The organism is Aeromonas sp. QDB25, assembly GCF_027707725.1.
Classification (GTDB): domain Bacteria; phylum Pseudomonadota; class Gammaproteobacteria; order Enterobacterales; family Aeromonadaceae; genus Aeromonas; species Aeromonas caviae.
The window spans coordinates 1-13,057 of record NZ_JAPCIZ010000090.1; the positions used below are offsets into that span (position 1 = coordinate 1).

Here is a 13,057-nt window from a genome sequence, read left to right on the forward strand (position 1 = left end):
AATATGATGCACGGCGACAGCAGGGTGATGGTGGTGGTGTGTTTGGAGACAGCCAGTTTACCAGCACCCTGTCTGTCAACTTCCACTTTCCCAGGATCCCGCGAAGAACCCTTTTTATGGGGGCGACACAGGGTCGGTGTGCGGGGTGGCAAGCCAGGAAAGGCTCCAGCCGTGCCACAGCGCCGGGTCGTGTACCAGGCGCTCCTTGAACGCCTTGCTCTGCTGCTTGAGGCGGTACTCGAGGCGCAGCGCCTCGCGTTTGCCGGGGACCTCCTGCTGCCATACCAGGGAGAGGGGCCCCTTGCCGCGCAGGGCTCTGGCCCCCTTGCCGCTCTGGTGCTGACGCAGTCGCCGCTCGGGATCCGTGCTGATCCCCGCATAGAGTGCCCCGGTGCCGGTGCGCACCAGATAGACAAACCAGCGGGAGGGAGTGGGGGTGGCGAGGGTCACGAGGTGCGCCACCTGGCCCGCTGGCGCCCAAGCCGGTGCAGGGGCAGCAGGCTCACCAGCAGGCCGGCCCAGACGAAGGCAAAGCCCACGGATTTCACCGGATCCGGGATCTCGCCAAACCAGAAGAGGGCGAGCAGGAAGGCGAGGCTCGGCTCTATGTATTGCAGCAGCCCCACCGTGCTCATGGGCGTGCGCGCCACTGCATAGCAGAACAGCCCCACCGGCAGCAGGGTGGCGGGGGCGCTGCCCATCAGCAGCAGTCGCTCGGTCCAGTCACCGGCCATAAACTGGCTGGTGCCCTGCAAGGTCAGCCAGCCGATGATGAGAAGGGCGACGGGCAACTGCACCAGGGACTCCAGATAGAGGCTGGTACCGGCGTCCAGTCTCACCTTCTTCTTGATGAGGCCGTAGAGGGCGAAGTTGGCCCCCATCACGAGGGAGAACCAGGGCAGCTCGCCGTAGGAGAAGAGCATGTAGGCGAGCCCCGCCAGGGCGAGCGCCACCGCCAGGTGTTTTTGCGGGGTGAGCTTCTCTTTGAGGAAGAGCACCGCAAAAGCGATGTTGAACAGCGGGGTCATGAAGAAGGCGAGGCTGGTGGCCAGCACCTGGCCTGTGGTCAGGCACCAGGTGAACATGCACCAGCTGATGGACATCACGGGGCCCGCCAGCAGCACGAGGCCGAGCTGCCGGGGATCGCCGCGCAGGGCCCCCCAGGGTACCCGCTGGCCGAGGAGCAGAAGCAGGCCTCCCAGCAGCACCACGGACCAGAGCACCCGGTGGGAAAGCAGTTCCCACATGTTGATCTCGGGCATGAACTGGTAATAGAGGGGCAGCATGCCCCACAGCACGAATGAGAGGGCTGCGCTGCCGGTGCCCATCCAGTTCTTCATCTCTCTCCGTTTATTAAACTAAACAATGGCGGCTGCATGATAAGTATCCGCCGCTCCTTTCACAAGCGGGAGCGGGGAGAAAACTCTGGTACTATCGGGCCCATGAACCGACTCGATCCCCTGTTTGAACAGATCCGGGCCTGCCGCCTGTGCGAGGCCCACCTGCCGCTCGGCCCAAGGCCGGTGATCCGCGGCAACGAGCGCGCCCGTCTGCTCATCATCGGCCAGGCCCCCGGCACCCGGGTACACGCCAGCGGCATCCCCTGGGACGATCCCTCCGGCGATCGGCTGCGCTTGTGGCTCGGGGTGGACAAGGCCACCTTTTACGATGAGTCCCGCATCGCCATCATGCCCATGGGGCTCTGTTACCCCGGCAGGGGCAAGTCGGGGGATCTGCCCCCGCGCCCGGAATGTGCCCCCACCTGGCACGACAAGGTACTGATGCTGCTGCCCAACATCGAGCTGACCCTGCTCATCGGCCAGTATGCGCAGGCTTACTACCTGAGGGCGGCGGCGAAAGGATCGCTCACCGAGACGGTGCGACACTGGGCGGACTATGGCCCGGCCTGGTTGCCGCTGCCGCACCCGTCCCCGCGCAACACCCTCTGGCTCAGGAAGAACCCCTGGTTCGAGCAGGCGGTGATCCCCCATCTGCAGCAGAGGGTTGCCCCCCTGCTGGACCCGGCAGGCTAGAGCGCCGGCTCGGCCTGGGGCTTGGGCTTGCTGCGGGCCATGGCGACCAGCGGCAGTATGATGCACAGGCACCCCAGCAGCAGCGGCAGCCCCGGCTGTTCGTCAAACAGCCAGACCCCGATGGCGACCGCCATCAGCAGCCCGGTGTACTCCGCCGAGGCGATCTTGCTCGCCTCCGCCTTGCGATAGGCCATCACGCACAGCCCCGCGTAGACCATGATGAGCGCCGAGGAGCCGAAGGCGGGCCACCACATCTGCCATTGCCACTCGCCCCCTTCCCACCAGGCCAGCGCCAGGATGAAGGGCATGCTCAGCACATTGGTGAAAAACAGGGTCTGGGCGATGGGCTGCTGGAGCGGGATGCGCTTGATCAGCAGGTTGTTGACCGCCAGGGAGAGCGCCACCCCGAGCGCCGCCAGGGCGGCCCAGTTTACCTCGGTCGGGCGCAGCACGATGAGCACCCCGACGAAGCCGAGCAGCGCCGTCAGCACCTTCTGGCGCGAGAGTGCCTCCCCCGCCAGCCAGACCGCGAGCGGCACCATCAGCAGCGGGGCGGCATAGAAGAGGGCGTTGGCGGTGGCGAGCGGCAGCCGGGTGAGGGCGACCACCATCAGGCAGACGCCGACGGCCCAGATATGGGCCCGCAGCAGGTGCCACTTGAGGGCTACCGGCGGGTTGCGCCGCCAGGACCAGAGCAGCCAGGGGGCGAGCAGCAGGGCCGCGGAGAGCTGGCGGAAAAAGACAAACTGGAAAATGGGCTGGTCCGGCTCCAGCACCTTGACCAGGGCATCGGAGAAGACCGCCACCATGTTGCCGAGCACCAGATAGAGGATGCCTATTCCGACTGCATTCATACCACCTCCAGATTCAGATGAGGGGAGGGTAGCCCGCGGCCTGCTATCCAGTAAAATGATAAAAAATCATCACGCATGAGAAATTTGGATAATGAAGCTACCCCCCCTGCGCGCTGTTCAATATTTCGAGGTGGTTGCCCGCCTGCTGAGTTTTTCCCGCGCCGCCCTGGAGCTCAATGTCAGCCAGAGTGCGGTCAGTCACCAGATCCGTCTGCTGGAGGATTTTCTGGGGGAGCGGCTGCTGCTGCGCCAGGGGCGGCTGCTCTCCCTGACGCCCCAGGGGGAGATCTATTTCGAGGGGATCGCCGCCGGGCTGGTCCAGATTGCCCAGAGCAGCGAGCAGTTGCGCGGGGGAGGCGAGATGCGGGTGCGGCTCGCGGTCTACAGCTCCTTTGCGGTGAAGTGGCTGATCCCGCGCCTGGCCGGGCTGCGCCAGCTCTATCCCGAGCTGGATCTCAGCCTGGAGATGGTGGCGGAAGATCCCGAGCTCTCCGACAGGGTGGCGGACGGTTTCATCACCGTCTCCCCCGAAGGGCCGGGCTACATGCACGATCTGCTCTATCGGGAGCGGCTGATGCCGGTGTGCAGTCGGCGGATGTGGCAGCAGGTGGAAGGGGAGTGGCCCGCCACCCTGTGGCAGCTGCCGCTGCTCTCCATCCAGGCTATCTACCGCGAGAAGGGGGAAGATTGGCGGCGCTGGGCCGAAATGGGGGGGCTGACCATTCCCCCGGAGGCGAGGGTGCACCATTTCAGCCATATCCTGCTCGCGCTGGAGGCGGCGAACTGGGACCAGGGAATGGCGCTCATCAATGACTACATGTTGCAGCCGGAGGATCCGCGTCTGGTACGGCTGCCCCTGCACGCCCTCGAGACCGGCGACAACTTCTATTTCGTCTTCAAGCGCTCGCGCGCCCATGAACCCGCCATCAGCCGGTTGCGTCAGTGGCTGTGGCAGGAGTCGCAGTCGAGCCTTAGACCCGGGGAAAACGAGCCTCTCAGGCGCGTCTGAACGGGCTGGGCGCCCTATGCAGAATGGACGGCGCAGCCCACGACGCAGGAGTCTGATTCGAGAGGCCTGATGGCACTGGCGAGACCAGGGCCATCAGGAGCGGGTCAGGTGCGCTTGAACTGGCTCAGTACAAAGAGGGTGGTGGCGCAGACTACGACCGAGGGACCGGCCGGGGTGTCTTGATACCAGGAGAGGGCAAGGCCCCCCAGCACGGCGAGACAGCCTGTCAGGGCGGCAAAGCCGGCCATCTGCTCCGGGGTCTGGCTGAAGCGGCGGGCGGTGGCGGCGGGAATGATCAGCAAGGAGGTGATGATGAGCGCCCCGACGAACTTCATGGCCACGGCGATGACCAGGCCTATCAGCAACATCAGCACGCAGCGCAGCACATCTACCCGCACCCCTTCCACCCGGGCCAGCTCTTCCGAGATGGTCATGGAGAGCAGGGGATCCCAGAGCCGCCACAGGGTGAGCAGCACCAGGGCGCCGCCGCCGTAGATCCAGATCAGGTCCATGGGCTGCACCGAGAGCAGGTCGCCAAACAGGTAGGCCATCAGGTCCACCCGCACGTTGTCCATGAAGCTCAGGGTGACCAGACCCAGCGACAGGGCGCTGTGGGCCAGAATGCCGAGCAGGGTGTCGGTGGCCACCTGCTGGTTGCGGCTCATGATGACCAGCAGCATCGCCATGGCGAGGCAGCAGACCACGACCGCCAGGGTGAGGTCCACCTGCAGCAGGATGCCGAGGGCGATGCCGAAGAGGCAGGCATGGGAGAGGGTGTCGCCAAAATAGGCCATCTTGCGCCACACCACGAAGCTGCCAAGCGGCCCGGCCAGCAGGGCGATGCCGAGTCCGGCCGCGAGGGCGTATAACAGAAAGCTGTCCACGTGAAGATCCTAGTTGTTGCGAGAGGGCAGGCGGATGACGGGAGCCTGCGGTTCATGATGATGGTGTTCACCATCGCAGCGGTGATGGTGGGTATAGACCGCCAGCACCTCCCGCTCCGGCCGCCCGAACAGGCGGGCAAATTCCGGGTGGCGGGCCACGCTCTGTGGCTCGCCGTGGCAGCAGACGTGGCGATTGAGGCAGATCACCTCGTGAGTGCTGGCCATCACCAGGTGCAGATCGTGGGAGACCATCAGCACGGCGCAGTGGAACTCGGCGGCCAGCTGGCTGATGAGGGCATAGAGCTCGATCTGTCCCGTGATATCTACCCCTTGCACCGGTTCGTCCAGCACCAGCAGCTCGGGTTTGACCAGCAGGGCGCGGGCCAGCAGCACCCGCTGCATCTCGCCACCGGAGAGCTTTTGCATCCGGTTGTCCAGCAGATCCTGGGCACCGACCCGATTGAGCGCCTCCTCGATGGAGAGGCGGCTGTTCTTGCCAAGTTGCAGGAAGCGGCGCACCGTCAGGGGGAGGGTGGGGTCCAGATAGAGGCGCTGGGGTACATAGCCGACTCGCAGATCGCGGCGGCGGACGATGTCCCCCGAATCTGGGCGGAGCAAGCCCAGCACCAGCTTGCTCAGAGTGCTCTTGCCCGCCCCGTTGGGGCCGACCAGGGTGGTGATTTTGCCTTTGTTCAGGGTAAAGGAGACCTTGTCGAGCACGAGTCGTCCGTCAAATGAGAGACAGACCTCTTTCAGCTCCACCAGTTGGGTCATGACAGCTCCGGGGTTTACAGCCTGTGAGAGTTATAATATAACAGCGACGTTGGTTTGTTATATTATCACACACATATTCCCTGACGAGACCTCTATGCGAATTCTTGCTCTGATCACTGCCCTGATGGCGGTGAGTCTGCCTGTCCGTGCCCTCGAGGTGCTGACCACCATCAAACCCCTGGGCTTCATCGCGGCGGCGATCACCGATGGCGTGAGCGAGCCCGGGGTGCTGCTGCCCACCGGCGCGTCGCCCCACGATTTTTCCCTGCGCCCTTCCGATATTCGCAGCATCAACGAGGCCGATCTGGTTGTGTGGGTCGGTCCCGAGCTGGAAGGCTTCATGGCCAAACCCCTGGCCCAGCATCCTCATGTATTGACCCTGACCCAGGTTCCCGGCATGCCGCTGTACAACTATGCGACCCAGGGGGAACATGACGATCATCACCATGATGACAAGGATCATGACCATGCCGCCCACGACCACGGCTCGCACGACGAGGGCCATGAAGGGCACCACCACGAAGGGGTGGATCCCCACATCTGGCTGGGTCCAACCCAGGCCAAGGTGATTGCCAAGGCGATTGCGACCGAACTGGGCAAGCTGGATCCTGCCAACCAGGCGCGCTATGCCGCCAATCTCGCGGCCTTCGAAGGCAAGGTTGACGCCCTGGACAAGGTGATCGCCGTGCAGATGAAGGCGGTGGATCAGAAGGGCTACTTCGTATTCCACGAAGCCTATGGATACTGGGAGCGTCACTACGGCATGAGCTCCAAGGGACACTTCACCGTGAGCCCGGAGCGTCGCCCGGGAGCCAAGACGCTGATTGACATCCGCAAGGCGCTGGAAGAGAAAAAGGCGAGCTGCATCTACGCCGAGCCGCAGTTCTCCCCGGCGGTGATCGAGTCGGTTGCCCGCAATACCGGGGCCAAGGTGCTGCTGCTGGACGAAGTCGGCGAGCAGGTGCCGCTCGGTCCGGACGGTTATCCGCAATTCATGCAGCAATTGGCGGACGCCTTCGCCCAGTGCCGCTAGGCCTTGCCCGACATTGACGATAGAGGCGGCGCGGCCAACTATACTGACCTCCAGCATCTGATATGGAGTGTCAGTCATGAAATGGTTGCTCGTCTCTGTATGCACGCTGACCCTGCTGGGATCCGGCATACAGGCATCCGGTCTTTCCGAACACATCGCCAGCCCGGAACTCAGGGCAAAAATGCAGGCGGTCTATGGCGCCAGAGCGATCCAGCGGTCCGAGGCCTTCTCTCGTCTGCTGACGCCAAGGGCCGGAACGACGGACCAGCAGAAGCTGGAGCTGGTGAATAACTACTTCAACAACCTGACCTACAGCGAGGATCCCAGACTGTGGGGGGATGATGATTATTGGGCCAATCCGCTGGAGTTCATCGGGGCGAGAGGAGGGGATTGCGAGGACTACAGCATCGCCAAGTACTACACCCTGATGGAGCTGGGGGTCGACGAGAAGAAGCTGCGGCTGGCCTATGTGAAGGCAATTCGTTACAACCAGTTCCACATGGTGACGTTGTACTTCCCGACCATCAAGTCAGATCCCCTGGTGCTGGACAACATCAATGGCCGCATCCTGCCGGGGAGCAAGCGCAATGATCTGCAGCCGGTTTACAGTTTCGATGCCAAAAGCATCTGGATCATGAAATCTCGTCGCGAGGGAACCCTGGCGGGGAGCGCCGATCGCCTGGCCCAGTGGACCTCAATGCAGAGCCGCTTCTCCAGCGAGCATTTGCGCTCCCCCCGTCGCCAGCTATAACTTGTCCGCCGCCTTCAACTCCTCGAAATATTTTGCCGCGCCCGGATGCTGTTCGACACTCAGCACCGGGCCAATCTTGTTGCGCGCCTTGTGAAACAGGTTCGCATAGCCATAGGTCTGTTCGTTGAAACTGGTTTGCTGGCTCAGCATGGCCCGGGTCAGCCGATAGACCTCGTCATCCGGGGTGGCGGCATTGGTCACCAGGGTGGCCGCGATGGCGAAGGTCGGGGTTGCCTTGAGGTTGCCCGGGTAGATGCGTGCCGGCACCTGGCTGCGCTGATAATACCTGACCCCCTTGAGCAGCTGGTCCCTGACGGGCCCCTCGATCGCCAGGAAGCGCACGTCGCAGCGCTTGGCGGTGTCGAGCACGATACGGTTGGGATGACCCATGACGAGGCCATAGGCATCGATCTGTTTATTGCACAACGCTTCGGAGAGATTGGCGACGCTCTTCAAATCAAGATCCTGCTCCTTTGCACCCAAAACATTGAACAGGGCCAATGCCGTTTGACGAGTCCCTGAACTCTTCAGGCCCATGTCGATGGGGGCCAGCTTGAGCTGCTCCAGGGTGGTGATATCCCCATCGGCTCGCACCACTATGGTGAAAGGTTCGGCGTGGGTGGCAAAGAGCGCTCTCAGCTCGCGTTGTGGTTGGGCAACGAAAGGCCCCGTGCCCTGGCTGGCCTGATAGAGCCAGTCTGACTGGACGAGGGCATAGGGGACCTCTCCCGCTTTCAGCTGGCGGAGATTTTCGATGGACCCGGAGCTGGCCTGCAGTTTGCAGGGCATCGTGGGGTCACTTTTTTTGGCCAGTCTGCAGAACTCCTTGATGACCTGGTAATAGATGCCTTGCTCCCTCCCGGTGCCTATGGTCATGGTGGTCGCGTGCAGGGTCGGTTGCCACAGCAGGGCAAGCAGCAGCAGCGGGATCCTCATGATGCATTCTCCTGAGTGGCATAACCATCGATGCCCCAACTGCGCAGCATGTCTACATCGCTCACGTCGCCGGCTTCCGCCAGCAAGGTGTAGCCGGAAGCATGGAGGCATTGGGAGAGCAGGTTCCAATAAAGGGGGGACTGGGTGAGCTGGCAACTGATGAAGACGGGTCTGATGGGGTCGAGCCTGGCCAGATTGTCGTTGTTCATCGGGATATTGCTGAACGCCAGCTCAATCCCCTGGGACTGGAGTGCAGTCAGTCGCTCCTCGGCCAGGGGAGGGAAGATAGCCAGATCCCAGCGCCAGTCCAGTGTCTTGCCACGAGCGCTGGCCAGCACGGGGGCAAACTGCGCCCAGTCTGGATGGCCGAGCAGGCTGAGAGGTAGCTGGAGCCCTTCCGCCTTCTGGGTCAGCCAGTCGTTGAGCAGCGCCCGAATTTCATCCGGCGAGCTGTCCGTGGTGGGGGGGTGCTTGGGTAGCAGGCGGCTGTAGAGCCTGATACTCCCCTGAGTGGAGAAGAAATGCTGCTGATAGGTGTTGCCATCGGTGTCGACCAGACCAACGAGCTTCTGGTGGGTCGGGAGGGCGTCGTGCTTGCCAAGCTGGGTGATCTTCAGCCGTTGTTGCAGCAGGTCCCGTTTGCGTTCGGAGACCAACTGGTTGATGGAGACGACGACTTCCTGCAATTCGCGAAGCCACGGGGTTGGCAGGTTGCCGCTGAACTGGCGTTTGCGGATCCGGGTTAGCTGCAGACTGACTTGTTCGAGGGGGAGCATCAGGCGGCGGCACACCCAGGTGATCACCAGGCTGAACACCAGCAGGCCGACGAGCAACGCGAGCCCGGTACGACTGATGGCGTTCCACAGATGCTGGTAGGCGTAACCCTTGTGCCCCTCGAGCGTGAGGGTACCGAGAATACGCCAGCCGTCGGTCAACTCCTGCTCAATTTTAACCGGCGGCATGTCGATAACAGAGGGGAGCCAGCCTGGAATATTTTGCTGTGCGGTGTGGAACACCTTCTGGAACAGCACCTGGCCATCCGGATCCAGCAGGACGACGGAGTTGACGAAACCTCCGTCGAACATGGCGTTCACTATGGTCTCGGCAAGGACCTTGTCATCGTTGAGCAAGGTACCCTGCAGCACCAGCCCCAGCGCGGTGATGGCGGTTTCAAGGTTGGCCGACATCTGGTCGAGAATAGACTGTCGTACCGTGGTGATCTCCAGCACGAGCAGCAGCGCGGCGCCGATGGTGAAGAGGATCAGAATGATTATATTTAACAATTTTGCCAATGACATACCCACTCCATGGAGATGTTTTTGAAACATTTTCTGGGCCGGAGAGCACCACAACCGGACTTGGTTCTTAAAAATAGAAAAAAATGGCTGAAAATGACGATCATTTCTGCCCATGCTGGAAGGTTATGCATAAAATGTGAGTTTCGTGCATGGAGCTATGAACTTTTTGTAAGTATTTAGGTCTAAAAGCCAGATATTCGGTTTTCATAATAAAAACTCATAAAAACAGACCCACAACCACCACCCTTAGATCTAATAACAGGATAGCGGATGAAACGTCTCCGTCCCTTGGTAGCCCAGGCTGCCAATTGGGAACCCCCGGTTCCCCGCAAGCATTTCTATGCCATGCTATTGCTCACGGCCATGACGCTGTCAGCGGTAGCCGTATTGCCAGCTCCCGGTGACATCCTGGAGCGGCCACTGCGTCTGGAGTTGCCGATCGCCACCACGGGCACCGCAACCAACGAAGACAACACCGACTTCAACGACATTCCGGATCACGAGCTGGTCGAGTCAGCCGCTCCCGAAGACGACATCCCGGCGGATGCCACGCCTCAATGGCAGGATTACCGGGTGCGCAACGGCGAGAACCTGACCACCATCTTCAACAACCTGGGGCTGTCCACCACCACCCTCTACAAGGTGTTGGATGCGGATGCCAAGAACAACCTGGCGCGCCTCAAACCCGGTCAGACCATCGAGTTGCTGATCGATCAGGACAACATTCTGCAGCAGCTGAAGATCCGCCTGAACATCAAGCAGACCCTGGTGCTGGAGCGTACCGACGACACCTATAGCGCCAACATGCTCAATGAAGAGGTGGAGTGGCAGCAGAAGAGCTATGACGGTGTCATCAACGGCAGCTTCTACGTCAGCGCCCGCAATGCAGGGATCCCGGCCAACCACATCCAGAAGATTGCCAACCTGTTCCAGTGGCGCCTCAACTTCGCCAAGGATTTGAAAAAAGGTGACAAGTTCAAGGTGCTGGTCCGCCAGGAGACGGTCGACGGCAAGAGTACGGGCAATACCCAGTTGCTGGGGGTCGAGGTGTTCAGCCAGGGCAAGGCCGTGTCAGCCTGGTTGTCGGAAGATGGCAACTATTATGACGGTCAGGCAAACAGCCTGGAGCGCGGCTTCCGCCGTTATCCGACTCACAGCCGTTACCGGGTCAGCTCCAGTTTCAACCCGAATCGCCGTCATCCCATTACCGGGCAGGTCCGGCCCCATGAGGGGACCGACTTTGCCCTGCCGGTAGGCACGCCCATCATGGCGACCGGTGACGGTGTGGTCCTCAAGGCAACCAGCCACCCGCTGGCAGGCACCTATGTCGTGATCAAGCACGGCCGTACCCTGATGACCCGTTACCTGCACCTGAGCAAGCTGCTGGTGAAACCCGGGCAGAAGGTGAAAATGGGTGACAAGATAGCCCTCTCCGGCAACACGGGCCGTTCCACCGGTGCTCACCTGCACTACGAAGTACGCATCAACAACCGACCGGTGGATCCCATGAAGATCAAGCTGCCGATGGCGGAGCCGCTCTCCGGCAAGGACAAGCGTCAGTTCCTCGCCAAGGTGAAGAGCTACCGCAAAGAGATGGAGGCGGGCTGAACGGCTCCCTCCTGACGAAAAAGGCCCCGCCAGCTGGCGGGGCCTTTTCATTGCAGAACGGCTTCAATAACCCTTGTCAAAGTCGATCCTGCCGTCCAGCTGCTGACCATCGATGAAGCGGATGTAGTTGCGGATGAAGATCTGGGCCACATCTTCCGGGAAGCTGTAGGCGCTGTTGTGAGGCGTCACGATGAGATTGGGCTGGTGCCAGAGCGGGCTGTCAGCGGGCAGGGGTTCCTGCTCGAACACATCTAGCACCGCCATGGCGGGCTTGCCGGCTTGCAGTGCCGCCAGCAGCTCCCCCTCCTGGACGGCATTGCCCCTGCCGACGTTGAAGAAGATGGCGCCCGGTTTGCAGTGGCTGAAGCGTTCGGCGGTGAAGAGATGGCGTGTCTCGCGGGTGGCGGGCAGCACGCTGACGATGACATCGGCCTGGGCCAGCATCTTGTTGAGTGCCGGCAACTGGTACACCTGATCGAACCCGGCACGCTCACGGCCACTGTGACTGATGCCGAGCACCCTCATGCCAAAATGCTTGCCGGTGTGGGCGATATGCTGCCCTATGCTGCCGGTGCCGAGCAGCAGCAGCGTCTTTCCCTTCAAGCCCTGGTAGGGATGGCTCTGCCAGACGCCCTGTTGCTGCTGCTCGCGATAGAGTGGCAACTGGCGGGTCAGGCTGAGCAGATGGCCGAACACATACTCGCTCATCAAGGGGCCGAAGATGCCGCGGACATTGGTGAGCAGGTAGTCTCGGCGGCAACTGGCGTCCAGCAGCACATCGACCCCGGCATAAGTGGACTGGAGCCAGCTGAGCTTGCCGGCCTTGGCCAGCAGCGGCTTGGCCCGGGCAGGCTCGGCCATCAGGATATGAGCGTCACCGATAAGCTGTTCGGCCTCGGCCTGATTGTCGGCCCGAAGAATGTGCAGATGGGGAAGATGGGCCGCCTTGAGCAGGCGTTCATAGTGGCTGTTGTCCTGACTCAACAGCAGCAGGGTACGTTGGCTCATACTCTTGTTCCTTATCGTGTTTATGGCAAGGCGAGAGGGATGCTGTCTCCATCTTACCCCAGTTGATCGGGCAAGATAGTCGAGCAGGGCGCTTTTTCATTTTTAGACGGGGCCCTCGTGGGCTACAATCTGCCCCACATTTTGCAAAGGATCCGACTCCAGTGTTTGGTGACAAGTTTTATAAGCGACTGGCCGAGCTGCAGCCCTGGCAGCAAACCGTCTATACCCTGGCGCTGGCAGAGCGCATGTACCCCAACTATGTGCTCTTTACCCAGGCCTCCGGTTTCGGGGATGCGAGGGCATTCCGTCACGCGCTGGATCAGATGTGGAACTACCTGACGGTCAAGGGATCCCGCGTCAATCTTGGTGCCATTCTGGAAGCGTTTGAAGTCTACATTCCCGATCCCCGCAAGTTTGAATCCTACGGCGCCTATCCGGCACTGGACGCCTGCGTGGCGCTGGGTTGTGCCTACAACTCGGTGATCTGCCGGGTGGGGGAAGAGGCCAACGACGCCAGCCATGCGTCTGTCGGCACGGTCGCCGGCTTCATAGAGATGCTGGAAGAGCGGGATCTCAGCGATGAGGAGCTCTATGAGCACGAGTACATGGAGGCCGAGCTGGAGTTCCAGGTCGAACTGCTCAAACGGGTGGCCCATGAACGGGACAGCGATCGCATCCTTGCCATCCGCGCCTTCGCGGCCCAGGACGGCGTCTCCAACATCGGCATCAGCCTGGAGGCGTAATGCCATCGCGTTCTACCCATAAAAAAAGGTTCTTCGCGGGATCCTGGGAAAGTGGAAGTTGACAGACAGGGTGCTGGTAAACTGGCTGTCTCCAAACACACCACCACCATCACCCTGCTGTCGCCG

At 61.6% G+C, this 13,057-nt stretch carries 14 protein-coding genes; 6 read left to right on the forward strand and 8 right to left on the reverse strand.

Annotated features, from left to right (window positions below):
• Nucleotides 1–114: 114 nt before the first annotated feature.
• Nucleotides 115–450 (reverse strand): GIY-YIG nuclease family protein, encoded by a 336-nt coding sequence (locus PG883_RS20305; RefSeq protein WP_219604367.1) that lies wholly within the window; start codon nt 448–450, stop codon nt 115–117.
• Nucleotides 447–1,340 (reverse strand): EamA family transporter RarD, encoded by an 894-nt coding sequence (gene rarD / locus PG883_RS20310; protein WP_109111740.1) that lies wholly within the window; start codon nt 1,338–1,340, stop codon nt 447–449. The genes PG883_RS20305 and rarD overlap by 4 nt, the downstream gene beginning before the upstream one ends.
• A gap of 102 nt (nt 1,341–1,442) precedes the next feature.
• Here rarD and PG883_RS20315 point away from each other — a divergent pair, with 102 nt between their 5' ends.
• A complete protein-coding gene (locus PG883_RS20315) occupies nt 1,443–2,033 on the forward strand; it encodes a uracil-DNA glycosylase family protein (protein ID WP_010672800.1) in 591 nt (196 codons plus the stop codon).
• Here PG883_RS20315 and PG883_RS20320 read toward each other — a convergent pair.
• Nucleotides 2,030–2,887, reverse strand: a complete 858-nt coding sequence (locus PG883_RS20320; RefSeq protein ID WP_010672801.1) for a DMT family transporter — start codon at nt 2,885–2,887, stop codon at nt 2,030–2,032. The genes PG883_RS20315 and PG883_RS20320 overlap by 4 nt on opposite strands.
• A gap of 91 nt (nt 2,888–2,978) precedes the next feature.
• Here PG883_RS20320 and PG883_RS20325 point away from each other — a divergent pair, with 91 nt between their 5' ends.
• Nucleotides 2,979–3,896 (forward strand): LysR substrate-binding domain-containing protein, encoded by a 918-nt coding sequence (locus PG883_RS20325; protein WP_182976304.1) that lies wholly within the window; start codon nt 2,979–2,981, stop codon nt 3,894–3,896.
• A gap of 104 nt (nt 3,897–4,000) precedes the next feature.
• Here the strand turns inward: PG883_RS20325 and znuB are convergent, their stop codons facing one another.
• Nucleotides 4,001–4,780 (reverse strand): zinc ABC transporter permease subunit ZnuB, encoded by a 780-nt coding sequence (gene znuB, locus PG883_RS20330; RefSeq protein ID WP_041214396.1) that lies wholly within the window; start codon nt 4,778–4,780, stop codon nt 4,001–4,003.
• A 9-nt stretch (nt 4,781–4,789) separates the two neighbouring features.
• Nucleotides 4,790–5,554, reverse strand: coding sequence for a zinc ABC transporter ATP-binding protein ZnuC (gene znuC / locus PG883_RS20335; protein WP_200164337.1), 765 nt, complete (start codon nt 5,552–5,554; stop codon nt 4,790–4,792).
• 94 nt (nt 5,555–5,648) lie between these two features.
• Between znuC and znuA the strand changes: the two genes are divergently transcribed.
• The gene (gene znuA, locus PG883_RS20340) at nt 5,649–6,587 is read left to right on the forward strand and encodes a zinc ABC transporter substrate-binding protein ZnuA (RefSeq protein WP_139737625.1); all 939 of its coding nucleotides are present in this window, start codon (nt 5,649–5,651) and stop codon (nt 6,585–6,587) included.
• A 76-nt stretch (nt 6,588–6,663) separates the two neighbouring features.
• Nucleotides 6,664–7,338: a transglutaminase-like cysteine peptidase gene (locus PG883_RS20345; RefSeq protein WP_042878306.1), complete on the forward strand. Its 675-nt coding sequence runs from the start codon at nt 6,664–6,666 to the stop codon at nt 7,336–7,338.
• Here PG883_RS20345 and PG883_RS20350 read toward each other — a convergent pair.
• Both PG883_RS20350 and PG883_RS20355 read right to left on the reverse strand, forming a co-directional pair.
• Nucleotides 7,333–8,274, reverse strand: a complete 942-nt coding sequence (locus tag PG883_RS20350) for a TAXI family TRAP transporter solute-binding subunit (protein ID WP_200164338.1) — start codon at nt 8,272–8,274, stop codon at nt 7,333–7,335. The two genes, PG883_RS20345 and PG883_RS20350, sit on opposite strands and share 6 nt — an antisense overlap.
• Nucleotides 8,271–9,572, reverse strand: coding sequence for a LapD/MoxY N-terminal periplasmic domain-containing protein (locus PG883_RS20355; protein ID WP_048209012.1), 1,302 nt, complete (start codon nt 9,570–9,572; stop codon nt 8,271–8,273). Before PG883_RS20355 ends, PG883_RS20350 begins: the two co-directional genes overlap by 4 nt.
• A gap of 270 nt (nt 9,573–9,842) precedes the next feature.
• Between PG883_RS20355 and mepM the strand changes: the two genes are divergently transcribed.
• Nucleotides 9,843–11,180, forward strand: coding sequence for a murein DD-endopeptidase MepM (gene mepM, locus PG883_RS20360; protein ID WP_041212320.1), 1,338 nt, complete (start codon nt 9,843–9,845; stop codon nt 11,178–11,180).
• Between the two features lie 63 nt (nt 11,181–11,243).
• Here the strand turns inward: mepM and PG883_RS20365 are convergent, their stop codons facing one another.
• Complete coding sequence (locus tag PG883_RS20365) at nt 11,244–12,188, reverse strand: D-2-hydroxyacid dehydrogenase (protein ID WP_270807889.1); 945 nt, start codon at nt 12,186–12,188, stop codon at nt 11,244–11,246.
• Nucleotides 12,189–12,349: 161 nt separating this feature from the next.
• On the opposite strand from PG883_RS20365, the gene PG883_RS20370 reads away from it, so the two are divergent.
• Complete coding sequence (locus PG883_RS20370; protein ID WP_042864483.1) at nt 12,350–12,931, forward strand: YjaG family protein; 582 nt, start codon at nt 12,350–12,352, stop codon at nt 12,929–12,931.
• Nucleotides 12,932–13,057 lie beyond the last annotated feature (126 nt).

Coding starts and splice junctions, on each gene's coding strand:
- znuA (WP_139737625.1), top strand. CDS start 5,649: ATGCGAATTCTTGCTCTGATCACTGCCCTGATGGCGGTGAGTCTGCCT.
- PG883_RS20320 (WP_010672801.1), bottom strand. CDS start 2,887: ATGAATGCAGTCGGAATAGGCATCCTCTATCTGGTGCTCGGCAACATG.
- PG883_RS20350 (WP_200164338.1), bottom strand. CDS start 8,274: ATGAGGATCCCGCTGCTGCTGCTTGCCCTGCTGTGGCAACCGACCCTG.
- PG883_RS20355 (WP_048209012.1), bottom strand. CDS start 9,572: ATGTCATTGGCAAAATTGTTAAATATAATCATTCTGATCCTCTTCACC.
- PG883_RS20345 (WP_042878306.1), top strand. CDS start 6,664: ATGAAATGGTTGCTCGTCTCTGTATGCACGCTGACCCTGCTGGGATCC.
- znuC (WP_200164337.1), bottom strand. CDS start 5,554: ATGACCCAACTGGTGGAGCTGAAAGAGGTCTGTCTCTCATTTGACGGA.
- mepM (WP_041212320.1), top strand. CDS start 9,843: ATGAAACGTCTCCGTCCCTTGGTAGCCCAGGCTGCCAATTGGGAACCC.
- rarD (WP_109111740.1), bottom strand. CDS start 1,340: ATGAAGAACTGGATGGGCACCGGCAGCGCAGCCCTCTCATTCGTGCTG.
- PG883_RS20315 (WP_010672800.1), top strand. CDS start 1,443: ATGAACCGACTCGATCCCCTGTTTGAACAGATCCGGGCCTGCCGCCTG.
- PG883_RS20325 (WP_182976304.1), top strand. CDS start 2,979: ATGAAGCTACCCCCCCTGCGCGCTGTTCAATATTTCGAGGTGGTTGCC.
- PG883_RS20365 (WP_270807889.1), bottom strand. CDS start 12,188: ATGAGCCAACGTACCCTGCTGCTGTTGAGTCAGGACAACAGCCACTAT.